At 62.5% G+C, this 25,318-nt stretch carries 18 protein-coding genes and 1 pseudogene; 3 read left to right on the forward strand and 16 right to left on the reverse strand.

Annotated elements, in window-relative coordinates:
- The 4 genes from PF66_RS29805 to rpsU form a co-directional block, all read right to left on the reverse strand.
- The gene (locus PF66_RS29805) at positions 1-3,744 is read right to left on the reverse strand and encodes a bifunctional diguanylate cyclase/phosphodiesterase (protein ID WP_054064654.1); all 3,744 of its coding nucleotides are present in this window, start codon (positions 3,742-3,744) and stop codon (positions 1-3) included.
- Positions 3,745-3,858: 114 nt separating this feature from the next.
- Positions 3,859-5,709 carry an RNA polymerase sigma factor RpoD gene (gene rpoD, locus PF66_RS29810; RefSeq protein WP_054057032.1) on the reverse strand — a complete coding sequence of 617 codons (1,851 nt, stop codon included), beginning with the start codon at positions 5,707-5,709 and terminating at the stop codon, positions 3,859-3,861.
- A gap of 67 nt (positions 5,710-5,776) precedes the next feature.
- Positions 5,777-7,765, reverse strand: coding sequence for a DNA primase (gene dnaG, locus PF66_RS29815; protein WP_054057031.1), 1,989 nt, complete (start codon positions 7,763-7,765; stop codon positions 5,777-5,779).
- Positions 7,766-8,199: 434 nt separating this feature from the next.
- Positions 8,200-8,415 (reverse strand): 30S ribosomal protein S21, encoded by a 216-nt coding sequence (rpsU, locus tag PF66_RS32430; RefSeq protein WP_002551877.1) that lies wholly within the window; start codon positions 8,413-8,415, stop codon positions 8,200-8,202.
- Positions 8,416-8,610: 195 nt separating this feature from the next.
- Between rpsU and tsaD the strand changes: the two genes are divergently transcribed.
- Positions 8,611-9,636 (forward strand): tRNA (adenosine(37)-N6)-threonylcarbamoyltransferase complex transferase subunit TsaD, encoded by a 1,026-nt coding sequence (gene tsaD, locus PF66_RS29825; protein ID WP_054057029.1) that lies wholly within the window; start codon positions 8,611-8,613, stop codon positions 9,634-9,636.
- A 31-nt stretch (positions 9,637-9,667) separates the two neighbouring features.
- Here tsaD and plsY read toward each other — a convergent pair whose 3' ends face one another.
- Positions 9,668-10,237, reverse strand: a complete 570-nt coding sequence (gene plsY, locus PF66_RS29830) for a glycerol-3-phosphate 1-O-acyltransferase PlsY (protein WP_054057028.1) — start codon at positions 10,235-10,237, stop codon at positions 9,668-9,670.
- A gap of 74 nt (positions 10,238-10,311) precedes the next feature.
- On the opposite strand from plsY, the gene folB reads away from it, so the two are divergent.
- The gene (gene folB / locus PF66_RS29835; RefSeq protein WP_054057027.1) at positions 10,312-10,665 is read left to right on the forward strand and encodes a dihydroneopterin aldolase; all 354 of its coding nucleotides are present in this window, start codon (positions 10,312-10,314) and stop codon (positions 10,663-10,665) included.
- Positions 10,656-11,186 (forward strand): 2-amino-4-hydroxy-6-hydroxymethyldihydropteridine diphosphokinase, encoded by a 531-nt coding sequence (gene folK / locus PF66_RS29840; RefSeq protein WP_054057026.1) that lies wholly within the window; start codon positions 10,656-10,658, stop codon positions 11,184-11,186. Before folB ends, folK begins: the two co-directional genes overlap by 10 nt.
- Before the next feature lie 103 nt (positions 11,187-11,289).
- Here folK and PF66_RS29845 read toward each other — a convergent pair whose 3' ends face one another.
- The 11 genes and pseudogenes from PF66_RS29845 to PF66_RS29895 all read right to left on the reverse strand — a co-directional run.
- Positions 11,290-12,525, reverse strand: a complete 1,236-nt coding sequence (locus tag PF66_RS29845; RefSeq protein WP_054064655.1) for a multifunctional CCA addition/repair protein — start codon at positions 12,523-12,525, stop codon at positions 11,290-11,292.
- A 62-nt stretch (positions 12,526-12,587) separates the two neighbouring features.
- On the reverse strand, positions 12,588-14,159 hold the full coding sequence (locus PF66_RS29850; protein ID WP_054057024.1) for a SpoVR family protein: 1,572 nt from the start codon (positions 14,157-14,159) through the stop codon (positions 12,588-12,590).
- Positions 14,156-15,427 carry a YeaH/YhbH family protein gene (locus PF66_RS29855; RefSeq protein WP_017902887.1) on the reverse strand — a complete coding sequence of 424 codons (1,272 nt, stop codon included), beginning with the start codon at positions 15,425-15,427 and terminating at the stop codon, positions 14,156-14,158. The genes PF66_RS29850 and PF66_RS29855 overlap by 4 nt, the downstream gene beginning before the upstream one ends.
- A 139-nt stretch (positions 15,428-15,566) precedes the next feature.
- Entirely contained in the window at positions 15,567-17,489 is a 1,923-nt protein-coding gene (locus tag PF66_RS29860; RefSeq protein ID WP_054057023.1) for a PrkA family serine protein kinase, read from the reverse strand.
- 301 nt (positions 17,490-17,790) lie between these two features.
- Positions 17,791-18,120 (reverse strand): thiosulfate sulfurtransferase GlpE, encoded by a 330-nt coding sequence (gene glpE, locus PF66_RS29865; RefSeq protein ID WP_054064656.1) that lies wholly within the window; start codon positions 18,118-18,120, stop codon positions 17,791-17,793.
- 35 nt (positions 18,121-18,155) lie between these two features.
- Entirely contained in the window at positions 18,156-19,031 is an 876-nt protein-coding gene (locus PF66_RS29870; protein WP_054064657.1) for a symmetrical bis(5'-nucleosyl)-tetraphosphatase, read from the reverse strand.
- Positions 19,031-19,411 carry a Co2+/Mg2+ efflux protein ApaG gene (apaG, locus tag PF66_RS29875; RefSeq protein ID WP_054057020.1) on the reverse strand — a complete coding sequence of 127 codons (381 nt, stop codon included), beginning with the start codon at positions 19,409-19,411 and terminating at the stop codon, positions 19,031-19,033. The genes PF66_RS29870 and apaG overlap by 1 nt, the downstream gene beginning before the upstream one ends.
- Positions 19,412-19,532: 121 nt before the next feature.
- On the reverse strand, positions 19,533-20,351 hold the full coding sequence (gene rsmA / locus PF66_RS29880; RefSeq protein ID WP_054057019.1) for a 16S rRNA (adenine(1518)-N(6)/adenine(1519)-N(6))-dimethyltransferase RsmA: 819 nt from the start codon (positions 20,349-20,351) through the stop codon (positions 19,533-19,535).
- Positions 20,348-21,337, reverse strand: coding sequence for a 4-hydroxythreonine-4-phosphate dehydrogenase PdxA (pdxA, locus tag PF66_RS29885; protein WP_054064658.1), 990 nt, complete (start codon positions 21,335-21,337; stop codon positions 20,348-20,350). Before pdxA ends, rsmA begins: the two co-directional genes overlap by 4 nt.
- Positions 21,334-22,656, reverse strand: coding sequence for a peptidylprolyl isomerase (locus tag PF66_RS29890; protein ID WP_081009941.1), 1,323 nt, complete (start codon positions 22,654-22,656; stop codon positions 21,334-21,336). Before PF66_RS29890 ends, pdxA begins: the two co-directional genes overlap by 4 nt.
- Positions 22,631-25,186, reverse strand: a pseudogene (locus PF66_RS29895) (LPS-assembly protein LptD); the annotation flags it as partial. The pseudogene PF66_RS29895 and the gene PF66_RS29890, both read right to left, overlap by 26 nt.
- Positions 25,187-25,318: the final 132 nt, after the last annotated feature.

Here is a 25,318-nt window from a genome sequence, read left to right on the forward strand (position 1 = left end):
TTATAACGACGGTTTCTCTCCTGTGCCATCCGAAAACTCCGAAAGCGTCATGTGAAGAAAGGTCGCGGCAAATTCGTCGGCGGACAGCGGCAGGCTGACGATGTAGCCCTGGATCTGTTCGCACCCTTCGGCCGCGAGGAATGCCTGCTGCGCCAGGTTTTCCACGCCCTCGGCGATGATCGTGAACTGCATGCTGCGGCCCAGGGCGATGATGGCACGGACGATCGCGGCGTCGTGGGGGTCGTCCGGCAGGCCGCGGACGAATGACTGGTCGATCTTGAGGATGTCCAGCGGCAGGCGCTTGAGGTAGCTCAGCGAGGAGTAGCCGGTGCCGAAGTCGTCGATGGCCAGTTGCACGCCCAGGCGCTTGAGCTGGTGCAGGACATCCAGGGCCTCTTCGGTCTGGCTCATGATGAAGTTTTCGGTGATTTCCAGTTGCAGGCAGCCGGGGCGCAGGTGGTGGCTCTTGAGCAGTTGTTCGATGCGTGCCAGCAGGTTCGGCTGGCGCAATTGTGCGCCGGCGAGGTTGACCGACAGTGGGCCGAACTCGCCGTAGCGCAAGGTCCAGCGTTGCATCTGGCGGCAGGCGCGCTCCAGGACCCAGTCACCGATCTGCAGAATCATGCCGTTGTCTTCCGCCAGCGGAATGAAGTGCTCGGGTGGCACGTCGCCGTAGGTCGGGTTGTGCCAGCGGATCAGCGCTTCGGCACCGACCAGTGCACCATCGTCGAGGCTGATCTTGGGCTGGTAGTAGAGCACCAGTTCCTGGCGTTCGATGGCGCGGCGCAACTCGTGTTCCAGCGCGACCCGTTCGCTGGCCTGGGCGGTGAGGTCGCGGGTGTAGCTTTCGACCCGGTTGCGGCCCTTGGCCTTGGAGCGGTACATCGCCGCGTCGGCGTTCTTGATCAGGGTGGCGACATCGGTGCCGTCGCCGGGGTAGAGGCTGGTGCCGATACTGGCGCTGATGAAGAACTCGTGTTCGCCGGCCTGGAACGGCGCGCTGAAGCAGCCCAGCAGCTTGTTGGCCAGGTGCTCGGCGTCGCTGGGCTGGTGCAGGCCGGGCAGCAGGATGATGAACTCGTCACCACCCAGGCGGGCCACGGTGTCGATATCCCGCAGTTGCTCCTTCAGGCGCTGGGCGATGCCCTTGAGCAGCAGGTCGCCGACCGGGTGGCCGAGGCTGTCGTTGATATGCTTGAAACGATCCAGGTCGAGGAACAGCACCGCGCCCTGGCCGCCATTTTCCTGCTGGCTGTTCAGCGCCGCCTGCAAGCGGCTTTCGAACAGGGTGCGGTTGGGCAGGCCGGTCAGCGGGTCGTGGTGGGCCTGGTAGTCGAGCCGCGCCTGGGCGTGCTTGATACTGGAGATGTCGGCGAACACGGCGACGAAGTGGGTGATGACCTGGTCGCGGTTGCGCACGGCGCTGATGGTCAGCCAGCTGGGATAGAGTTCGCCATTCTTGCGCCGGTTGTAGATCTCGCCCTGCCAGTGGCCGTCGGCGCTCAACTGGTGCCACATGGCGGCGTAGAAGGCGCTGTCGTGCTGGCCCGAGGCGAGCAGGCGCGGGGTGTTGCCCAGGGCCTCGGTTTCGCTGTAGCCGGTGATTTCGCTGAAGGCGCGATTGACCGCGCTGATGTGCTGCCGGGTGTCGGTGATCAGGACGCCTTCGGCGGTGCTTTCGAAGACCGTGGCGGCCTGCTGCAGCTTCTCCTGCATCAGGTGGCGTTCGGTGATGTCCCGGGCGATGGTCAGCATGCAGTCTTCGCCGCCGATCGGCAGGGGGCGGCTGGAGACTTCGCAGAGGCGGATCTGCCCGTCGCTGCGGCGGATATGGCAATTGAAGTCGCGGACGAAGCCATCGCGTTGCAGCAGTTCGAGCATGTGCTTGCGCTCGTTGAGGTTGACCCACAGGCCCAGATCCATGGCCGAGTGGTCCAGCGAGCTGGCGCTGTTGTAGCCGGTGAGGCGGGTGAAGCCTTCGTTGATTTCCAGCAGCATGCCGTCGCGCTGGCGGCTCAGCAGCATGCCGTCCGGAGAGGCGTGGAAGGCCTTGGCGAATTTTTCCTCGGAGGTCTGCAGTTGCTCCCGGGTTTCCTTGAGCTGGCTGATGTCGCGCACCACGACCACCAGCGCGGGGGTGGTGTCGAGTTCGAAAACCTCGGCGGAAATCAGCCCGGTGAACAGCTGGCCGTTGCTGCGGCGAAAGGGCATTTCCAGGTTGCGGAGGCTGCCACCCTGCAGGCGCTGGAGGAGGCCGGGACCGACCCCCTCGATGCCCCAGATGTTGAGTTCGGTGGCGCTCCGCCCCAGGACCTGCGCGGCGCGCAGGCCGATCTGTTCCTCGAAGGCTTCGTTGACCTCCAGCAGGCAGCCGTCCGATAGCCGGGCGATCACCAGGATGTCGGGGCACTGCTGGAATACCGAGGCGAATTTCTGCTCCGACAGGCGCAGCGCCTCCTCGGTGTGCTTGGTTTCGCTGATGTCGATCATCAAGCCACGGATGACCAGATCATCACCCTCTCCGATCAGGCTGACGATGTCGCGCACCCACAGGGTCCGGCCGTCGGCGGTGATCACCCGATAATCGAGGCTGTGGTCGAGGCCGGCCAGGACCTGGTGATCGAAGAAGGCGTGGGCGCGGGTGAGGTCGGCAGGGTGGGTGATGCTGCGCCAGAAGCCCGGTACCAGCCAGTGGGCCAGCGGATAGCCAAGCAGGGCTTCGGCGTGCGGCGAGACATAGGTATAGGTGTAATCCTCCATCCGTGCTTCCCAGGCAATCGCCGACAGGCTCTCCACCAGGCCGCGGTAGTGGTACTCGCTGCTGCGCAGTTCCTGTTCGAGGGCCACCCGCCGGGAGATCTCCGAGCTCAGGCGCCGGTTGACGCGGATCACCACGGCGAGCACGGTGACCAGCAGTAGGACGCCCGGCAAGCCGTAGCTGAGGATATCGACCCAGTACGAGGGGCCGCTCATGACGTTGCCGACCCAGTGTTTCTGGATGGCGTCGACTTCGGCGGGGCTCATGTCGGCCATGACCTTGTCGAGAATGCCCACCAGGATCTTCTGCTCCTGCGGCACACCCATGGCCAGTTGGTAGCGGTAGGGCGTTTCGCCGCTGACATACAGGCCGTCGAGCTTGAGTTGGCGCAGGCTCCAGACGGTGGAGGCGAGATCGCCGACCACGGCATCGACCTCGTCGGTGGCCAGGGCCTGGAGGGTCGAGCTGACGTTGGGCAGGGCGACCAGGTTCAGGTCCGGATGATGGGTGCGCAACAGCTCGTGGGGGGCGTAGCTTTCGACCACGGCGATCTTCAGGCCATACAGTTCCTGCAGGTTGCGCGGCTTGGCACCGCCCTCATGGGCGAGGATGACGATCGGAAAGTCCAGGTATGGGCGGGTGAAGGCCAGGTAGGCCCGACGTTCCGGCGTGGACATCACGCCGGGCAGCAGGTCGAGCTTGCCATCGCGTGCCTGTTGCAGCACCGCTGCCCAGCTCATTGGCTCGGCGGGTGTGAGCCTGATGCCCAGGCGTTTTTCCACCAGTGCCATGTAGTCGGCGGACAGTCCCTGATGGCGCCCGTCCTCATCGCGAAACTCGAACGGCGGCCAGGCGCTATCGATGCCCAGGCGAAGCTCCGGATGGGCCGCGAGCCAGCTACGTTCCTCATCGGTGAGACTCAACGCGCCAGCCGTTGCGGTCCAGGCGAGCAGCGACAGCAGTAGCAGGGCTGGCAGTCTGGGCATAACGGTCTCGTTATGGCACGGGGATTGTTTCGAGTGTAGACGGGCTGTGGGGGAGGAGAGGCTTTTGTACCCTGCTGAAAAGCAAAACCCCCGGCGGGCCGGGGGTTTTGTCCATCACTCGTCGAGGAAGGAGCGCAGATGCTCGCTTCGCGTCGGGTGACGCAGCTTGCGCAGCGCCTTGGCTTCGATCTGACGAATCCGCTCGCGGGTCACGTCGAACTGCTTACCGACTTCCTCGAGGGTGTGGTCGGTATTCATGTCGATGCCGAAACGCATCCGCAGTACCTTGGCTTCACGGGCGGTGAGGCCGGACAGCACTTCGCGGGTGGCTTCCTTGAGGCTTTCAACGGTGGCGACATCGATTGGCGACTGCATGGTCGAGTCTTCGATGAAGTCACCCAGATGAGAGTCTTCATCATCACCGATCGGGGTTTCCATGGAGATCGGTTCCTTGGCGATCTTCAATACCTTGCGGATCTTGTCCTCAGGCATTTCCATGCGTTCGCCCAGCTCTTCCGGCGTCGGCTCGCGACCCATTTCCTGCAGCATCTGCCGGGAAATACGGTTGAGCTTGTTGATCGTCTCGATCATGTGCACCGGAATACGGATGGTGCGGGCCTGGTCGGCGATCGAGCGAGTGATCGCCTGACGAATCCACCAGGTGGCATAGGTCGAGAACTTGTAGCCACGACGGTATTCGAACTTGTCCACCGCCTTCATCAGGCCGATGTTGCCTTCCTGGATCAGGTCGAGGAATTGCAGGCCACGGTTGGTGTACTTCTTGGCGATGGAGATCACCAGACGCAGGTTGGCTTCAACCATCTCTTTCTTCGCGCGGCGGGCCTTGGCCTCACCGATCGACATGCGACGGTTGATTTCCTTGATCTCGGCGATCGTCAGGCCGGTTTCGGCCTCGAGTGCGGTCAGCTTCTGCTGGCAACGGATGATGTCCGGCTGCAGGCGGCCGATGGCTTCGGCGTACTTGGCCTTGCCCTTGGCCAGGGCATCGCTCCAGCTCTCGTCGATTTCGTTGCCAGGGAACTGGCGCAGGAAATCGGCGCGCGGCATGCGGGCATCACGCACGCACAGCTGCATGATGGCGCGTTCCTGCTGACGCAGGCGATCCAGGGCGCTGCGAACGCGCTCGACCAGGATCTCGAACTGCTTGGGCACCAGCTTGATCGGCATGAACAGGTCGGCCAGGATCAACAGTTCGGCGATGGCCGCCTTGTTGTGGCGGCCGTGCTTCTTCAGCGCCTTGCGGGTGATTTCCATCTGCTCGGCGACGGCGCCGAAACGCTGTGCCGCAACGACCGGGTCCGGACCGCTTTCGGCCTCTTCCTCGTCGTCACCGCTTTCGGATTCTTCGTCTTCGTCGTCGTCGCCGTCGTCCTTGCCGGACTTGGCATCGACCGGTGGCGGAACTTCGGCGGCAGGCGGCGCGGTGCCGTCGTCCGGGTCGATGTAGCCGCTGAGAACGTCGGACAGGCGGCCACCTTCGCTGGTGACGCGATTGTACTCGTCGAGGATGTATTCAACCGTGCCAGGGAAGTGCGCGATGGCACTCATGACTTCACGGATGCCCTCTTCGATACGCTTGGCGATTTCGATTTCGCCTTCACGTGTGAGCAGCTCCACCGTGCCCATTTCGCGCATGTACATGCGCACCGGGTCGGTAGTGCGACCGATGTCGGTTTCCACAGCCGCGAGCGCCGCAGCTGCTTCTTCGGCAGCGGCTTCGTCGGTATCGGCTTCGGCCAACAAAAGGGCATCCGCATCCGGAGCACTCTCGAATACGTTGATCCCCATGTCGTTGATCATGCGGATGATGTCTTCCACCTGTTCCGGATCTGAAATATCCTCCGGCAGGTGGTCGTTGACCTCCGCGTAAGTCAGGTAACCCTGCTCACGACCACGGCTGATCAACTCTTTGAGGCGAGACTGCTGTTGCGCTTTTCCGGACATAACACCCTATCCACTGAAGGTCTTGGCGGGCAAAAAACAAGCCGAGGATTATACCTGAGCTATGACCTCACGCGCCAGTTGAGGTCGGGTTTGATGCAGGAACATCGCGTTTGAGCAATTCGAGCAGCAGGGATTTCTCCTCGGCGCTCAACTCGCTCTGTCGCGATTTCCTGAGAAGTTGTTCCAGCTTTCGCTCGCGCTGGCGGGCTGACAAGCTAGTTATGGTGTCGAAAAACTGTTGTTCAAGGTTTTCTCCGTCGATCAGCCACTCCTTTTCCGCCAGACGGGTCAGCAATCGGCCCTGTTCGGTGCCGTGCCAGCGCGAAAGCATCTGAATGGAGCTTAGCTGAGGATTCTTCTGCAAGGCCTCGAGCAGGGCCACCAGCAACTGGGTCGTGCTGTTGTCTTCATCGGCGAAGTGACCGGCGGTCTCGACCTTGCCGGCCAGTTGCGGGTAGTGAATGAGCGTGCGCACCGCGGCCTGGATCGGGGGCTCCACCGGTGCCGGGACCCTGGGTGGGTGTGGCTGGTCGCGATCGCCGCCACGCTTGCCGTTCTTGTCCCAGGGTTTCTTTTCCCACTTCTTGCCACCGCCAGCGGATTTCTTCGGCGTCCACTCCTGCTGCTGGGGCACGTAGGCCTCCTGCGGCTGGTGGTAATCCGAATAGTCCGGGTGGTCCGAGTAGTCCGGAGTGAAGCCGTAGTCGATGCCCGGGTCGTAGGCACCCGGCATCGGTGCTGGCGCGCTTTGCGCCAGTTGGCTGACCGTTTCGCTGCTCAGGCCGGTGATTTCCGTCAGCCGCTGGCGCATCAGGATGCGCAGGTTGGCGCCTGGCACCTTGTCGATCAGCGGGGCGGCGAGGGTGGCCATGTGGGCCTTGCCCTCCAGCGAGCGTGGGTCTGCCTCTTCCGTCAATTGCTGGAAGAAGTAGTCGGCCAGGGGCTGCGCATGCTGGTTGATCCGGGCACGGAAGGCGTCGGTGCCTTCGGCGCGGATCAGGGTATCCGGGTCTTCGCCTTCCGGCAGGAACAGAAAGCGCGCGCGCCGGCCGTCCTGCAGGCTGCTCAGGGTGGCCTCGAGCGCGCGCCAGGCGGCATTGCGGCCGGCCTGGTCGCCGTCGAAGCAGAACAGCACGCTGGGCACCACCCGGAACAGGCGTTTCATATGCTCTTCGCTGGTCGCGGTGCCCAGGGTGGCCACGGCGTTGCGCAGGCCCTGCTGGGCCAGGGCGATGACGTCCATGTAGCCCTCGACGACGATGATCTCGTCGAGGTTGCGGTTGTTCTTGCGCGCTTCGTACAGGCCGTAGAGTTCCTGGCCCTTGTGGAACACCGGGGTTTCCGGCGAGTTCAGGTACTTGGGCTTGTCGTCGCCGAGCACCCGGCCGCCGAAGGCGATGATGCGGCCGCGGGTGTCGCGGATAGGGAACATCACGCGGTCGCGGAAGCGGTCGTAGCGCTTGCCGGTTTCGGCGTTCTCGATCAGCAGGCCGGCGTCGATCATGGCCTTCTGCTGCAGCGTGTCGCTGGACAGGTGCTTGAACAGGTTGTCCCAGCCCGGCGGGGCGAAACCCAGGCCGAAGTCGCGGGCAATTTCGCCGGTCAGGCCGCGGCCCTTGAGGTAATCGACGGCAGCCTTGCGCGCCGGATGGCTCTTGAGCGCCTGGCGGTAGAATTCGGCGGCCGCGGTCAGCAGCGGATAGAGCGGCGAGTCGGTCGGCTGGCGTGGCTTGCGCCCGCGGCCGTTGTCCCTTTCCTCGCGGGGGACTTCCATGCCGGCAGCTTTCGCCAGCTCCTCGACAGCCTGGGGGAAGTCCAGGTTGTCGTGGTCCATGATGAAGCCGAGGGCATTGCCCCCCGCGCCGCAGCCGAAGCAATAGTAGAACTGCTTGTCCGGGCTGACGCTGAAGGACGGGGTCTTTTCCTTGTGGAAAGGACAGCAGGCGGTGTAGTTCTTGCCGGCCTTTTTCAGTTGCACGCGCGAGCTGACCACATCGACGATGTCGGTACGGTTCAGAAGGTCGTCAATGAAGCTCTGGGGTATCAGCCCGGCCATGGCGTTCTCGTTGTCACTGCGCTGCTGGGAGATCCCGAAAGGGCCTGTCGACGTGAGGCATGCAGGCCTGTTGGCTGCGCGACCGTTCGTCGTCTGCTCAAGCATCGTCGGGAAATGTATCTGTCGAAACCGGCTGACCTTGAATCGGGCGGCCTGTCGAATTTCGATTTGTACAATGTCGCTGTCGGGCCCGCTGGAGGTCAAGGTGACCACGGATTTGCCGCAAGCTGGAAAGGGTGTGCTCGCCGGTAGCCTTGTTAGGCTCGTCAGTAAAGACGTGCACCGCTGGCTATAAGCCAGTTCTGACGTGGTGAAGCGGGTTCGTCTGGGCCGCATCGGCGGCTTTGACGGTGAAGCATCAAGCGATATCCGCAAATGCCATTAGCCCGGCTGAGGGCCGGGCTTGGCAGAAGCTTGCAGCGAACGTCTGTGTATTAGTACAGACGAACGGCGCGGCGCTGTTCGCGCTGAACTTTCTTGGCGTGACGCTTGACAGCAGCAGCTGCCTTGCGCTTACGCTCGGAAGTTGGCTTCTCGTAAAATTCGCGGCTACGAACTTCAGCCAGAACACCGGCTTTTTCGCAGGAGCGCTTGAAACGACGCAGAGCTACGTCGAAGGGTTCGTTCTCTTTAACTTTGACGGCTGGCATCCAGAGCTACCTTCATTCATTACCGGGGTCGACGTCCTCAGGCAAAAGCGCACTGGAGATCATCGGTTTTTAAGGGTTGCGGATGTTAACCCCTCGGGGCGCGGAATGCAAAGCCTCTGATCGAAAACCGCTGGTCGGAGCTGGGGGGGACGACTATCATGCGCGCCTTCGAATTCAGCCTCAGGGCGCAAACCCATGCTAGTACTGGGATTAGAAACCTCCTGCGACGAGACCGGCGTCGCGCTGTACGACAGTGAGCGCGGCCTTCTGGCCGACGCGCTGTTCAGCCAGATCGACCTGCACCGGGCCTATGGTGGCGTGGTGCCGGAACTGGCTTCCCGCGATCACGTCAAGCGCATGCTGCCGCTGATCCGCCAGGTGCTGGCCGAGGCCGACTGTGCACCGACCGAGATCGATGCGATCGCCTATACCGCCGGCCCAGGGTTGGTCGGCGCCTTGCTGGTCGGCGCCTCGTGCGCCCAGGCCCTGGCTTTCGCCTGGGATATCCCGGCGTTGGGCGTGCACCATATGGAAGGTCATCTGCTGGCGCCCATGCTCGAGGAGCAGCCACCGGAGTTTCCTTTCGTCGCCCTGCTGGTCTCCGGCGGGCACACGCAGTTGGTGCAGGTCGAGGGTATCGGTCAGTACAGCGTGCTGGGCGAAAGCCTGGACGATGCCGCCGGCGAAGCCTTCGACAAGACCGCCAAGCTGATCGGCCTGAATTATCCGGGCGGCCCGGAAATCGCCCGGTTGGCCGAACAGGGTGTGCCCGGGCGCTTCGTGTTCCCGCGGCCGATGTGCGACCGTCCGGGCCTGGAGTTCAGCTTCAGCGGCCTGAAGACCTTTGCCCTCAATACCTGGCAGCAGTGCGTCAGCGCTGGAGACGACGGTGAGCAAACCCGTTGCGACATCTCGCTGGCCTTCCAGCAGGCAGTGGTGGAGACTCTGACCTTCAAGTGCAAGCGGGCGTTGAAGCAGACCGGCATGAAGCGTCTGGTGATCGCCGGTGGCGTCAGTGCCAACAAGGCCTTGCGCGAGTCCCTGGAAAAAATGCTCGGCGACCTGAAGGGCGAGGTGTTCTATGCACGCCCGAGGTTCTGCACCGATAACGGCGCGATGATTGCCTTTGCCGGCTGCCAGCGCCTGCAGGCCGGGCAGCATGAAAGCCTGGCGATCAGCGTACAGGCGCGTTGGCCGATGGAGCAGTTGCCGCCACTTTGAGGCGCTGTGGCTCGGCTTTCACGGGCAATATCTAGAAATGCCGTTCGCGGCCGGCGAAAAGGTCGCGTAGATTGCCACGGTGGCGCCATACGATCAGCCCGGTCAGTACGCTCATCGGCAACAGCGCCGCCGGCTCCTGCCAGGCCAGCAGCGGCAGGGTCAGCGGTGTGGCGATCAAGGCGGCCAGCGAGCTGGTGCGGGTGAGGTAGAAGGTCAGGATCCAGGTGGCGATGGCCAGCAGGGCCGCTGGAGGGTAGAGCCCCAGCAGCATGCCGGCCGCTGTCGCCACCCCCTTGCCGCCGCGAAAGCGGAAATAGAGGGGAAACAGGTGGCCAAGAACGGCGCAGACGCCGATCCAGGCCTGTTGTTGCAGCGTCATGCCGGCTAGCCCGGCGATCAGTACCGGCAGCAGGCCTTTGAGCAGGTCGCCGAGTAGCGTCAGGATCGCCAGTTTCTTGCCGGCCAGGCGCAGCATGTTGGTGGCGCCGGCATTGCCCGAACCACTCATTCGCGGATCGGGCGTACCGGTCAGGCGGCTGAGCAAAATGGCGAAGGACAGAGAGCCGAGCAGGTAGGCGAGGATCGCCAGTAACCAAAACATGCTAACTATTCCGGGCGAGGACGCCCTGATTCTAACGGCGCATTGCGCCCTTGTCGTGCTGCGGAGAAGAGTGCTTGGACAGAGTGTTTATCGAGGGCCTGGAAGTCGACACGGTGATCGGGGCCTACGACTGGGAGCGCGGCATCAGGCAATGCCTGCGTCTTGACCTCAGTTTCGCCTGGGACAACCGCCCGGCCGCGGCAGGGGATGACCTGACCCTGGCGCTCGACTACGCCAGCGTGTCGACGCGGATCCAGGCTTTTGCCGAGCAGTCGCAGTTCCAGTTGGTGGAAACCTTTGCCGAGCGCCTGGCCGAAGTGCTCATGAGCGAGTTCCAGATTCCCTGGCTGCACCTCAAGTTGACCAAGCCGGGGGCGGTTGCGGCCGCCAGGGGCGTGGGCGTGGAGATCGAGCGCGGATGTCGCTAACTCAGGTTTATCTCGGGCTCGGCAGCAACATCGAGCGCGAAACCCATTTGTGCGCCGGTCTGGATGCCCTTGCCGGGTTTCTGCAGGATATCCGCTGCTCGGCGGTGTTCGAGAGCCAGCCGGTGGGGATCAGGAGCGGGCCGTTCTTCAACCTGGTGGTCTCGGCCCTGACCGATCTGCCGTTGATGGAGCTGGATCGTCGACTGAAGTTCATCGAGGCCGACAACGGCCGTTATGCGCCGGATCGCAAAGGCTTGCCGCTGGATATCGATGTCCTGCTGTATGGTGAGCAGGTAGGGAATTTCGACGGGCTGATCCTGCCGCGTGCCGAAATCCTGAAAAATGCATTCGTATTGTGGCCATTATCGCTGATTGCGCCGCAAAAGCTGCATCCCGAAGCCGGGAAGAGTTTTGCGACGTTATGGCGCGAGGCGCGGATCGATCAGGTGCTGGCTCCCGTTGCGTTCGAATGGCGCGGCGAGCAACTGACACCGGCCGCGTTGCTGGCGGCATCGGCCTGAGCCGAAGCCTCGTCAGCCTGTGGGAGCTGGCTTGCCGGTGCGGCGTCCTTGATATAGCGCAGAGCTTCGCGGGCAAACCCGCTCCCACATCGGACCATGTTCCTCAACGGGCGGTCGTGTTTTTCTCCTTGTAGGCCTTGAGGGCGGTCAGGCGCTCGCGGCGCAGCGCCTCGCCCAGTGCCGGTCCCTTGTAGCCCTTTTCGATCAGCGGCTGAACCGCGACGGCCTTGGCCGCCTGCGCCGCGCCGCGCAGGTAGGCGGCCTGCGGATAATCCCGCTGTTCCAGCCCCTGGCGCCCGCGGGCATCCATTTCACAGGCGGCGATGAATTCCTCGAAGCGTTGCGGCCGACGATAGACATCGAAACTCTGCAGTAGCTCCAGCAGGGTCGAGGCTTTCAGTTCGAGAGCGCGATGGCCGTGGGTGTGATACTCACCCACCAGCAAGGCCAGCTCCTGGCAATCGCGGGGCACCTTGTAGCGCTCGTTGACGGCCTTGATCAGAGCAAGCCCCCTGGCTTCGTGGGCAATGTGCCTCGGCCATTCCTCCTCGGGGGTGAGACCCTTGCCCAGGTCATGCAGCAGGCAGGCCCAGCGTACGGTCAGGGGTTGCTGGTGGCGGGCGGCCTGTTCCAGCACGCTCAGGGTGTGCCGACCCGTATCGATCTCCGGATGGTGGGCGGCTGGCTGCGGGACACCAAAGAGGGCATCTATCTCGGGAAACAGCACTGCCAGGGCGCCACATTCGCGCAGTACCTGGATGAATACCTGAGGCTGTTCCTCCATCAGGGCCCTGGAGATTTCCTTCCAGCTGCGCTCCGGTGTCAGCGCCTCCAGTTCGCCCGACTCCGCCAACTGACGCATCAGTGCGAGCGTCTGTGGCGCCACCGTGAACCCGAGGCCGGCATAACGGGCGGCAAAGCGGGCAACGCGCAATACGCGCAGGGGGTCTTCGGCGAATGCCGGGGAAACGTGCCGCAATACGCGATTTTCGAGATCCTGCTGGCCGTGGTAGGGGTCGGTCAGGTTGCCGTGGTCGTCTTCGGCCATGGCGTTGATCGTCAGGTCGCGACGGATCAGGTCCTCTTCGAGGGTGACCTCGGGACTGGCATGGAAGGTGAAACCGCCGTAGCCGCGCCCGCTCTTGCGTTCGGTGCGGGCCAGGGCGTATTCCTCGCCGCTTTTGGGGTGGAGAAACACCGGGAAGTCCGCTCCGACCGGGCGAAAGCCCCTGGCGAGCATCTCTTCACTGGTGGCACCGACCACGACCCAGTCGATATCGGTGACCGCGCGGCCCAGCAGGCGATCACGTACCGCACCGCCGACTTTATAGATCTGCATGAAAAACCTCCGTTAGCCGGACAGGATAACCTGTGTTGTCCGCCAACGGAGGTGTCTGCAACTCAGAGGTGAATCACGGCCAGGTCGAGTCGACCGTACTCGCTTTCGCCGTGTTCGCCTTTGGGGGGGACGTGATGGGTCTTCATGATCTGGTCGCCCTGCAGGGTTTCCAGGTGGATGTCGAAGCCCCAGAGGCGATGCAGATGCTTGAGTACCTCCTCGGTCGAGTCGCCCAGGGGTTTGCGGTTGTGTTGCTGGTGGCGCAGGGTGAGCGAACGGTCGCCGCGGCGGTCGATGCTCCAGATCTGCACGTTGGGCTCGCGGTTGCCCAGGTTGTACTGGGCGGCCAGGGTTTCGCGGATGGTCCGGTAGCCGCTTTCGTCGTGGATGGCCGGTACCAGCAGGTCGTCGCGTTGATCGTCGTCGAGAATGCTGAACAGCTTCAGGTCGCGGATCACCTTGGGCGACAGGTACTGCAGGATGAAACTCTCGTCCTTGAAGCTGCTCATGGCGAACTTGATGCTCGACAACCAGTCGCTGCCCGCCAGCTCGGGGAACCAGCGGCGGTCTTCTTCGGTGGGTTCCTCGCACATCCGGCGGATGTCGCGGTACATCGCGAAGCCCAGGGCATAAGGGTTGATCCCGCTGTAGTAGGGGCTGTCGAAGCCGGGCTGGAACACCACGCTGGTATGGGAGGCGAGGAATTCCATCATGAAGCCGTCGGTGACCAGGCCTTCGTCGTAGAGATCGTTCATCAGGGTGTAGTGCCAGAACGTCGCCCAGCCTTCGTTCATCACCTGGGTCTGGCGCTGCGGATAGAAGTACTGGGCGATCTTGCGCACGATCCGCACGATTTCCCGCTGCCAGGGTTCCAACAGCGGCGCGTGTTTCTCGATGAAATAGAGAATGTTCTCCTGGGGTTCGGAGGGGAAGCGGGCGTTGTCCTTCTCGCTGAGCTTGTCCGCGCCCTTGGGAATGGTTCGCCACAGGTCGTTGATCTGTTTCTGCAGGTGTTCTTCACGCTCCTTCTGCCGACGCCGTTCCTCCTCCGCGGAGATCGGGTAGGGGCGCTTGTAGCGGTCGACGCCGTAGTTCATCAGGGCGTGGCAGGAGTCGAGCAGGTCCTCGACGGCGTCGATACCGTGGCGTTCCTCGCACTGGGTGATGTACTGCTTGGCGAAAACCAGATAGTCGATGATCGAGCTGGCATCGGTCCAGGTACGGAACAGGTAGTTGCCCTTGAAGAAGCTGTTGTGGCCGTAGCAGGCGTGCGCGACCACCAGCGCCTGCATGCAGATGGTGTTTTCCTCCATCAGGTAGGCGATGCAGGGGTCGGAATTGATCACGATCTCGTAGGCCAGGCCCATCTGGCCGCGGCTGTAGGACTTCTCGGTGCTGAGGAAGTGCTTGCCGTAGGACCAGTGGTGATAGCCCAGGGGCATCCCCACCGAGGCATAGGCATCCATCATCTGCTCGGCGGTGATCACCTCGATCTGGTTGGGGTAGGTGTCCAGGGCGTAGCGCTCGGCGATACGGCTGATTTCGCGGTCGTAGGCCTGGATCAGTTCGAAGGTCCATTCCGAGCCGGTGGAAATGGGTTGGCGCTTGGGCTGTTTCTGCTCTCTGGAGGTCATGTCACTAACCTGCGCTGGAAGAGTTCACGGAAGACCGGATAGATATCGGCGGCCGATACCAGCTGCTGCTGGGCAAACGTATCGCTGAACGCTTCGCTGATGCGTTCGTACTCGTACCACAGGGCCTGGTGTTCGCGCGGGGTGATCTCTACATAAGTGTAGTACTGCACGAACGGCATGATCTGGTTGATCAGGATGTCGCGGCAGATCGGCGAATCATCGTTCCAGTTGTCGCCGTCGGAGGCCTGGGCGGCATAGATGTTCCATTCGTTGGTTGGATAGCGTTCGGCCATGATCTCCTGCATCAGCTTCAGGGCGCTGGAGACGATGGTGCCGCCGGTTTCCCGCGAGTAGAAGAACTCCTCCTCGTCGACCTCCCGGGCGCTGGTGTGATGGCGGATGAACACCACTTCGATCTTGTCGTAGTTACGCTTGAGGAACAGGTACAGCAGGATGAAGAAGCGCTTGGCGATGTCCTTGGTCGCCTGGGTCATCGAGCCGGACACGTCCATCAGGCAGAACATCACGGCCTTGGAGCTGGGGTTGGGTTGCTTGACCAGCAGGTTGTACTTGAGGTCGAACGTGTCGAGGAACGGCACACGGTGAATGCGCGCGCTGAGTCGTTCGATTTCCGCTTCGATTTCCTGGATATCGCCGAAGTTGTCCGGTTCTTCGCGTTTCAGTCGCTCCAGTTCGGCCTTGGCCTCCTTGAGTTTCGCCCGGCTGCTGCCGGACAGGGCGATGCGTCGGGCATGGGCCGAGCGCAGGGTGCGGATGATGTTGATGCGCGAGGGGTTGCCCTCGTTGCTGATCCCGGCGCGGACGGTCTTGTAGGTGTCGGTGCCGGTGAGGTTGCGCTTGACCAGGTTCGGCAGTTCCAGGTCCTCGAACATGAATTCGAGGAATTCCTCCTGGGTGATCTGGAAGACGAACTCATCCATCCCTTCGCCGGAGTTGCCGGCCTTGCCGGGACCGCGTCCGCCGCCTCCGCCCTGTGGCCTGGGAATGTGTTCGCCGGTGGTGAATTCCTTGTTGCCGGGATGGACCACGGTCTGCTTGCCGCCGCGTCCATGGTGGAGCACCGGCTCGTCGATGTCGCGACCGGGAATGCTGATCTGTTCGCCGTGTTCCATGTCGGTGATGGAACGGCGGCTCACGGCCTCCTCGACCGCTTTCTTGATGTGGTCACGGTAACGCCGCAGGAAGCGCTGGCGGTTCACCGTGCTCTTGTTCTTGCCATTGAGGCGTCGGTCGATCACATAGCTCATGGTGGAGCCCTCCGGGCAGCTTCAAGTTACAGGCTTCCAGCACCGGGCTGGAAACTCGGGGACAAGCGGTTGGCTGCGCGGACCGCGGACACGCCGGTGGACGTGTCGACGACCTGCAGCCTGGCGCTTGCAGCTGCCGTTACTGCGACTTGCGAACCCGCAGGTACCACTCGGAGAGCAGGCGTACCTGTTTGTCGGTGTAGCCGCGTTCGACCATGCGTGTGACGAAGTCGTTGTGTTTCTGTTGATCCTCCTTGCTGGCCTTGGCGTTGAAGCTGATGACCGGCAGCAGATCCTCGGTGTTGGAGAACATTTTCTTCTCGATCACCACCCGCAGCTTCTCGTAGCTGAGCCAGGTCGGATTCTTGCCGTTGTTGTTGGCCCGGGCGCGCAGTACGAAGTTGACGATTTCGTTGCGGAAATCCTTCGGATTGCTGATGCCGGCCGGTTTCTCGATCTTTTCCAGTTCCTCGTTGAGCGCGACGCGATTGAGGATCTCGCCGGTTTCCGGATCGCGGTATTCCTGGTCCTGGATCCAGAAGTCGGCGTACAGCACGTAGCGATCGAAAATGTTCTGGCCGTATTCGCTGTAGGATTCCAGGTAGGCAGTCTGGATTTCCTTGCCGATGAACTCGATGTAGCGCGGCGCCAGGTATTCCTTGAGGTAGCGCAGGTAGCGTTCGCGGGTTTCGGCCTGGAACTGTTCCTGTTCGATCTGCTGTTCGAGCACATACAGCAGGTGTACCGGGTTGGCGGCGATCTCATGGGGGTCGAAGTTGAAGACCTTGGACAGGATCTTGAACGCGAAGCGGGTCGACAGGCCGTTCATGCCTTCATCGACGCCAGCCGCGTCGCGGTATTCCTGGATCGACTTGGCCTTGGGATCGGTGTCCTTGAGGTTTTCCCCGTCGTAGACGCGCATTTTCGAGTAGATGTTCGAGTTTTCCGGCTCCTTGAGGCGCGAGAGCACGGTGAACTGGGCGAGCATCCGCAGGGTGTCGGGCGCGCAGTGCGCCTTGGACAGCGAACTGTTGTGCAGCAGCTTGTCGTAGATCTTCACCTCGTCGCTGACCCGCAGGCAGTAGGGGACCTTGACGATGTAGATCCGGTCGATGAACGCCTCGTTGTTCTTGTTGTTGCGGAAGGTGTGCCATTCCGATTCGTTGGAGTGCGCCAGCAGTACGCCGGTGAAGGGAATCGCCCCCAGGCCTTCGGTGCTGTTGTAGTTGCCTTCCTGGGTGGCGGTCAGCAATGGGTGCAGCACCTTGATCGGTGCCTTGAACATCTCGACGAACTCCATCAGGCCCTGGTTGGCCCGGCACAGGGCGCCTGAGTAGCTGTAGGCGTCGGCGTCGTTCTGCGGGAATTCCTCCAGCTTGCGGATATCGACCTTGCCCACCAGCGCGGAAATGTCCTGGTTGTTCTCGTCACCGGGCTCGGTCTTGGCCACGGCGATCTGGTTGAGGATCGAAGGGTAGAGCTTGACCACGCGGAACTGGCTGATGTCGCCGCCGAACTCGGCCAGGCGCTTGGTCGCCCAGGGCGACATGATGGTGTTCAGGTAGCGCCGCGGAATGCCGAAGTCTTCCTCGAGGATCGCGCCGTCCTCCGTGGCGTTGAACAGGCCCAGTGGCGACTCGAACACCGGCGAGCCCTTGATGGCGTAGAAGGGCACCTTCTCGATCAGTTGTTTCAGCTTTTCCGCCAGGGAGGATTTACCACCCCCCACCGGACCGAGCAGATAGAGGATCTGTTTCTTCTCTTCCAGGCCCTGGGCGGCGTGGCGGAAATACGAAACGATCTGGTCGATACATTCCTCCATCCCATGGAAGTCTTCAAAGGCCGGATAGCGACGGATCACCTTGTTGGAGAAGATGCGCGACAACCGTGAGTTGGTGGACGTATCCAGCAGTTCGGGTTCGCCGATTGCCAGTAGCATCCTCTCGGCTGCCGAGGCGTAGGCGCTGCGATCCTTTTTGCACAGCTCAAGATACTCCTGCAGCGTGAGTTCTTCCTGCCGTGTGGATTCGAAGCGTTGTTGGAAATGGCTGAATATGCTCATGACGTCACCTCGCTCGATACTTGGAGCCGGTGCCGGATCAGTCAGTCAAGTGCTGGCATGCAACGGTGAAGCCGTTGCCGTTTACCCCCCAGAACACCTTCAAGGCGGCGGTGGCCTTGAAAATTACTACCGATGACCCGTACGCCGGTGTACCGGCTCTCCCCTGATTTGGATGGCCTCGCGCTTAAGGATAGTTCGGAATCGGGGAGGTCAAGGCGGGATGCGCAATTAGTTGCGCTTTACCGTTCGTCAGGAAATGCTCTAGCCCGCGGTTCGTGCGGGCTTGAGCGGAAGAAAAAAATTATTCGGAAATATCTTGAGCGATTTCCGAAGGATAGGTCGTACGCCACAGTTCGAAGCCGCCATCCAGGCTGTAGACCTCGGAGAAACCCTGGCCCACCAGGTAGGCTGCCGCACTCTGGCTGGAATTGCCGTGGTAGCAGCACACCACCAGCGGCTTATCCAGATCGGCGTTGGTGATGAAGTCGTGCAGTGAGTGATTGTCCAGGTGTTTCGCGCCCGCGATGTGCTGCAGGGCGAATGCCTGCGGATCGCGGATGTCGACGACCACGGCACCTTGCTCGCGCAGGGCCTGGGCTTGTTCGGGAGGGATGCGTTTGAATTCGCTCATGGTTGGCTCCGGTCGGGGGCTTGTAGGTCGTAGAGTCAGCGATAGAGCCAGGCGCGGAATCGCTCGGCCAGGGTCGGCGGTGGTGCGACGCCGCCCTGGCTGTCGCACTTGCAGCTCAGGCGCTCGCCGGTGTCGACGTTCATCAGGGTCATGGCACTGCCCCAGACACAACCGGTGTCGAGGGCGAAGATGTCCGGCACGTCGCATTGGCCTTCGAGTGCGGCCCAATGACCGAAGATGATCTTCAGCCCCTGGGTCCTGCGCTCCCTGAAGCTGAACCAGGGCGCGTAGCCGGCCGGCGCGGTGTCGGCGCCTTCCTTGCCCTTGAGGTCGAGTTTGCCTTCGGCGGTGCAGAAGCGCATGCGGGTGAAATAGTTGGTGATCACCCGCAGGCGGGTGATGCCTTCCAGGTCGCCGTCCCACTTGTTCGGTTCGTTGCCGTACATGCCAGCCAGGAAGGGCCTGAACTGCTGGTCGTCACGCAGGGCCGCTTCGACTTCCGCGGCGAGTTTGAGCGCCTTTTTCAGCGACCACTGTGGCGGAATACCGGCATGGACCAGTGCCACGTTGCGTTCCGGGTCATGATGCAGCAGCTTCTGCTGGCGCAACCAGCCGAGCAGTTCCGGTGCATCCGGGGCTTCGAGTACTTCGCGCAGGGTGTCGCTTTTCTTCAGGCGTTCAACGTTCTGCGCGGCAGCCAGCAGGTGCAGGTCATGATTACCGAGCACGCAGACCAGCGAGTCGCGCCTGCGATAGAGGTAGCGCAGGGTCTCCAGGGACTGCGGGCCGCGGTTGACCAGGTCGCCGACCAGCCACAGGCGATCGCAGGCAGGGTCGAAGCGCACCCGTTCGAGCAGGCACTTGAGCGGTTCCAGGCAGCCTTGCAGGTCGCCGACGGCGTACACCGCCATCAGTGCAGGGCTCCGGGTACGGCAAGACGGAACGGCGCGATGATGGCGTCGAAGTGCTGACCATCCTCGGCCAGCATCTGGTAGCTGCCGTGCATGTTGCCGACCTGGGTGGTCATGACCGTGCCACTGCTGTAGGTGTGGCTTTCTCCGACTTCGATCAGCGGTTGCTGGCCGACCACGCCGGCCCCGCGAACCTCCTCCACGTGGCCGTCACCGTCGGTGATCACCCAGTGTCGGGACAGCAGGCGCGCAGGCAACTGCCCGTTGTTCTGCACGGTAATGGTGTAGGCAAAGGCGAAGCGGTTCTGTTCGGGCTGGGATTGTTCAGCGAGGAACCGGGTGACGACGCTGACGTCGACCTGATAGCGAGGATCGGACATGCAAGAGGCCTTGGAAGCAAAAGCGAAAGATGCGACTGATGGCACTCAGTCTAGGCCAAGTGCCGGGTAGTAGGCCAGATATGCTGTCTGGCGCCGTACCCGGTCACGGTGGGGTGTACTGTCAGTCGGTGACAGGCGACTTGTCGGACTGTTCGCTGAGCTTGTCGGCCAGGCGGACGAAGGCGGCCAGGTCCAGTTGCTCCGGGCGCAGGCTGCCATCGACGCCGGCGGCCTCGATGTCGGCGCTGCTGAGCAGGGCCTTGAGCGTGTTGCGCAGGGTCTTGCGGCGCTGGTTGAAGGCTTCGCGAACGATGCGTTCCAGCAGGCGGTGATCCTTGGCCGGGTGCGGTAGCACCTGGTGAGGTACCAGGCGGACGATCGCCGAGTCGACCTTGGGTGGCGGATTGAAAGCGCCAGGGCCGACGTTGAACAGGTGTTCGACGCGGCAATGATACTGGACCATGATCGACAGGCGACCCCAGTCGCCACCACCGGGGCCGGCGGCCAGACGCTCGACGACTTCCTTCTGCAGCATGAAGTGCATGTCGCGGATCAGGCTGGCATTGTCCAGCAGGTGGAAAATCAGTGGTGTCGAGATGTTGTAGGGCAGGTTGCCGACTACTCGCAGGCTGTTGGGGGCGGCGTTCAGCGTGGTGAAGTCGAACTTCAGTGCATCGCCCTGATGCAGTTGGAAGTTCGGCTTGCCGGCGAACTGCTGGTTGAGGATCGGGACCAGGTCCTTGTCCAGTTCAACCACGTCCAGTTGTGCGCCGCTGCTCAGCAGGCCTTCGGTCAGGGCGCCCTGGCCCGGGCCGATTTCCAGCATGCGGTCTTCGGCCTTGGCTCGGATGGCCCGCAGGATGCGATCGATCACGCCGGCATCATGCAGGAAGTTCTGGCCGAAGCGCTTGCGCGCCCGGTGTTGGTATTGCTCGCTCATAAACGGGTCTCGGCCATCTGGTAGGCGGTTTCCAGGGCGACTTGCAGGCTGCCGGTGTCGATTTTGCCGCTGCCGGCCAGGTCCAGGGCAGTGCCGTGGTCGACCGAGGTGCGGATGATCGGCAAGCCGAGGGTCACGTTGACTGCCGCGCCGAAACCTTTGTATTTCAGCACGGGCAGGCCCTGATCATGGTACATCGCCAGCACCGCGTCGCAGTGCTCCAGATATTTGGGGGTAAACAGAGTGTCGGCGGGCAGCGGGCCGCGCAAGTCCATGCCCTCACTGCGCAGACGCTCCAGGGTCGGTTCGATGACGTCGATCTCTTCGTGGCCCAGGTGACCACCTTCACCGGCATGGGGGTTGAGCCCGCATACCAGGATTCGTGGCTGGGCGATGCCGAACTTTTCCTTGAGATCGGTGTGCAGGATGCGCGTGACGCGCTCCAGGCGCTCGTCGGTAATCGCGTCGGCCACCTGGCGCAGCGGCAGGTGCGTGGTGACCAGCGCCACGCGCAGTCCGCGGGTGGCGAGCATCATCACCACCTGGCGGGTATGGGTCAGGTCGGCGAGGAACTCCGTGTGCCCGGAAAAGGCGATCCCGGAGTCGTTGATCACGCCCTTGTGCACCGGAGCGGTGATCATGCCGGCGAAATCGCCGTTGAGGCAGCCTTCGCCGGCGCGAGTCAGGGTTTCCAGGACGAAGGCCGCGTTGGCCTGGTCCAGTTGCCCGGGCACGACCGGGGCGGCCAGTGGCGTATCCCAGACGTAGAGGCTGCCAGCGGGGGCCGGCTGCTCTGGCCAGTGGTCCGGCCCTACCGCCAGCAGGTCGACGGCCACCGCCAGTTGCGTGGCCCGCTCGGCGAGCAGGTCACGACTGGTAATGGCAATCAGGGGGTAGGGCTGGGGCTGCGAGGCCAGCAGCAGACAAAGGTCTGGACCGATGCCTGCCGGCTCGCCGGGGGTCAGCGCAAAACGCCAGGGTTTCACTTGGCTGCCTGGTCTGCGCCAGGGAGCTTGATTTCAACGTAGGCCTCGTCGCGGATCTGACGCAGCCAGGTCTGCAGCTCCTCGTCGTACTTGCGGTTACGCAGTACGGTCATGGCCTGTTGCTCGCGAGCCTGATTGGTGCTGTCGGTGGCGCGACGGCCGAGGACTTCCAGCACGTGCCAGCCGTATTGGGTCTTGAATGGCTTGGACAGCACGCCTTGCGGGGTCTTGGCCATCACTTCCTGGAACTCGGGAACGAGTACCTTCGGGTCGATCCAGTTCAGGTCGCCACCGTTGAGAGCCGAACCCGGGTCTTCCGAAAAGCTCTTGGCCAGGGTGGCGAAGTCTTCACCATTCTGGATGCGCTCGTAGAGTTTCTGGGCCAGTGCCTGGGTCTCGGCTTCGCTGCGGATGGCGTTCGGCTTGATCAGAATGTGACGAACATGCACTTCGTCGCGCATCTGGGTCTCGCCACCACGCTTGTCCAGTACCTTGAGGATGATGAAACCACCGGGTGCACGGGCTGGCTCGGTGATCCCGCCTACCGGCAGGTTGCTCAACATCTGGTCGAACGGTGGTGGCAGTTGTGCCGGCTTGCGCCAGCCCATGTCACCGCCTTCGAGGGCGTTGTCGCTGCCGGACTTGGCAATCGCCAACTGGGCGAAGTCGGCACCCTGCTTCAGCTGCCGGTAGATGTCCTGGGCCTGGGCCGCCGCGGCCTGGATGGCTTGCGAACTGGCGCTGTCCGGGGTGGCGATCAGGATGTTGGCCAGGTGCAGTTCTTCAGAAAGCTGCATCTTGCCCAGGTCCGAGGCGAGGAAGTTCTTCACTTCCTGTTCGGACACCTGCACCCGCTCGGCAACCCGGCGCTGGCGCACGCGGCTGATGATCATTTCACGGCGAACCTGGTCGCGGGCGTCCTCGTAGGAGAGGCCGTCGTGGGCCAGGGCGGCCTTGAACTGGTCGATCGACATGTTGTTGCGCTGGGCGATGCTGCCGATGGCCTGGTTCAGTTCCTCATCGGAAATGCGAATGCCGGAACGTTCGCCGATCTGCAGCTGCAGGTTCTCGACGATCAGGCGGTCGAGGACCTGCTGGTCCAGGACGCTGGTCGGTGGTACGCCGCCGCCGCGCTTGGCAATGCTCTGCTGGACTTCGTGGACGCGCTGGTCCAGTTGGCTCTGCATGATCACGTCGTTGTCGACGATCGCCACGACGTTGTCCAGGGGTTGTACCGCGGCGTGAACCGCGGCACTCAGGGCCAGTGCGCCCAGCATCAGCGGGCGCAGACAATCAGAAAGCTTGATCTTCACGTTCACGATAACCTTGGATGCCTTTGTCGAGGAAGGTTTCTACTTTCTGGCCGAGAACGCCGCCCAGACCCTTCAGGACAATTTGGAGGAAGATGCCGTGGTCGCCTTTCTCGTTCTGTGGGGCTTCCTGACTGAATTCGTCATACTTGACCCAGTAACGGTTGATCAGGCGCAGTTTCCAGCAGCAGTTGTCATACTCGAAACCACCAAAGGCTTCCAGCGTGCGGTTGCGGTTGTAGTCGTACTGCCAGCGGCTGATGACGTTCCACTGCGGCACCACCGGCCAGATGACCGAGAAATCGTGCTGCTGGATCTTGTAGTAGTCCTTCACGTAGCCAGGCGTGCCTGGAGTGCCGTAGTCACCACCGAACTGCCACTGACCGGTGTTCTGGTTGTAGATGACCTGGTCGTTGCGATAGCGATAGCCGGCGTTGAAGACCTTGTTCGGGTTGTCTTCAGGCTGGTAGTGGAACATCGCACTGCCCGAGCGTGGGCTGTGGCTGTCCGGGTCCCAGTTGTAGTCGGCGGTCGCGCGCCAGTCGCGGTTGAAACGGTAGGCGTATTCCAGGGCGTAGGGCGATACGTTGGCCTTGGCGTCGGCGCGGGTATGGTAGTCGACACCTGGCAATTGAACGGCGCGGTCCTTGAAGTACAGGGCCTGGCCGACGCTGATGCGCTGGCGCTCGAAGCCGTTGTCCTCGATCCAGCGGCTGGTCACGCCCAGGGACAGCTTGTTCTCGTCGCCGACACGGTCCGAACCGGAGAAACGGTTCTCGCGGAACAGCGAGGCGTAGTTGAAGCTGTACTCACCTGTATCGAAAACCGGAATGTCCTTCTGGTCCTTCTCTGGAACGTAGAGATAGAACAGGCGTGGTTCCAGGGTCTGGCGATAGTTGGTGCCGAACATGCTGGTATTGCGGTCGAAGTACAGGCCGCTGTCGATGCTGGCGATAGGTACACCACGGCTTTGCGAGCTGCTGTAGCTCTCACCCAAGGCAGAAGCGTTGCCACGGTTGGTGAGCAGATCCTCTCTGCCCTGGGCGCCAAGGTCCAGATCGTACTTGGTGTACTGGTACTTGAGCGATGGCTTTACGTAGCCATAGGTCCAGTTAAGTGGCAGGCTGACACCTGGCTTGAGATTCAGGCGGTCACCGTTGGCGCGGGCCAGACCGGCGACGTTGGTGTCCAGGCGTGGTGTGCCCACGGTACCGTCCGCGTTGAACGGCCCGCCATCCTTGTCAAGAAAGTTGCCGGTCTCCAGGCTACGCTCAAAACGCACCGCTTCAGTCTCGTAGGTGAAATCGAGACCTTCGGGATGGTAAGGCAGTTCACCGTTGAAGGTGATCTGCGGCAGGCGGTTGTAAGGCGTGATGTTGGACACGCTGGCCATCTGGTACGCCTGCAGGTTCAGCCTGGCGGTGTAGCTGTCGCCGCGGTAGCTGACGGCACCCTGCTGGTTGACGTAGGCACCGGCATCCTTGACGCCGATCTGGTCGCTGGTCAGGTCCTGGAAGTAGTAGGGGTCGCTGATCTTGGTGTAGTCGACTTCGGTCAGGATACGCGAGTCCAGGCCGCCCTTGTGCTGCCAGTTGAGCATGTAGCGGGTTTTTTCGGAGTCGGTCTGCTTCGAGCGATCGTTGCTGTCGTCGTTCAGGTACGCGCCGCCGAACTGGCCTTCGCTGGACTTGGTCAGGTAGCGGAATTCGCCTTCCATCAGCAAGCCGCGCTTGGTCATGTAGCGTGGGTACAACGTGGCATCGTAATTGGGTGCCAGGTTGAAGTAGTACGGTGTGACCAGGGTGAAGCCGTTGTCGCTATCCGAACTGAAGCTCGGCGGCAGGAAGCCGGACTGGCGACGGTTGTCGATCGGGAAGTAGATATACGGCGTGTACAGGACCGGAATGTCCTTGACCCGCAGTGTCACGTTGGTCGCGGTACCGAAGCCGGTCGCCGGGTTCAGGGTGATGTTGTTGCCCTTGAGTTGCCAGGCGTTGCTGCTCGGTTCGCAGGTGGTGTACGTACCGTCCTTGAGACGGATAATCGCGTTCTCTGCCCGCTTGGCGTAGAGCGCGCTGCCCCGCACGCGTGACTTGTGCAGCACGTATTCGGCGTTGTCGACCTTGGCTTCGCCGGTGTCCAGCTGGACGTCCGCGTGATCGCCGACCATCAGGGCGCCGTTGTCGCGAACACGCACGTTGCCGCTCAGCTCGCCACGGTTTTCCGCCTGGTACAGGTTCGCCTCGTCGGCCTCGACCTGCATGCTGCCCTGGCGCATGACCACGTCACCGGCCAGGCTGGCGACCTGTTGCTCCTGCTCGTAACGCGAAGCCTTGGCACCGATGAAGGTCGGCGCATCACTTTTATTCGTCTTGTCATTCATGCCAGGACGAATCGGTTCGATATAGGCACCAGAGCAGTATGGTCCGGTCTCGGCCAACTGGGCCGGCGTCAGCTTCTCGCGGGGAACCCAGTCGAGGTGGCTGTAGTCGGCGCTGCGGGATTTCAGACCACGGCCCTTGGCTTCGGTGACCAGCTTGGTCGCCGGCGCGCTGTCGCTGCCGGAGCTGCTGTCCGCGGTGGCCTGGGAGGTGCCGCCGACCGAGCCGGCGTCGTGCACGGGACGCGGTGGCAACTGGGCGGTGGTCGCTTTCGGCGCACAACTCCAGGC

Origin of the sequence: Pseudomonas asplenii (assembly GCF_001293465.1) — a bacterium.
Classification (GTDB): domain Bacteria; phylum Pseudomonadota; class Gammaproteobacteria; order Pseudomonadales; family Pseudomonadaceae; genus Aquipseudomonas; species Aquipseudomonas fuscovaginae_B.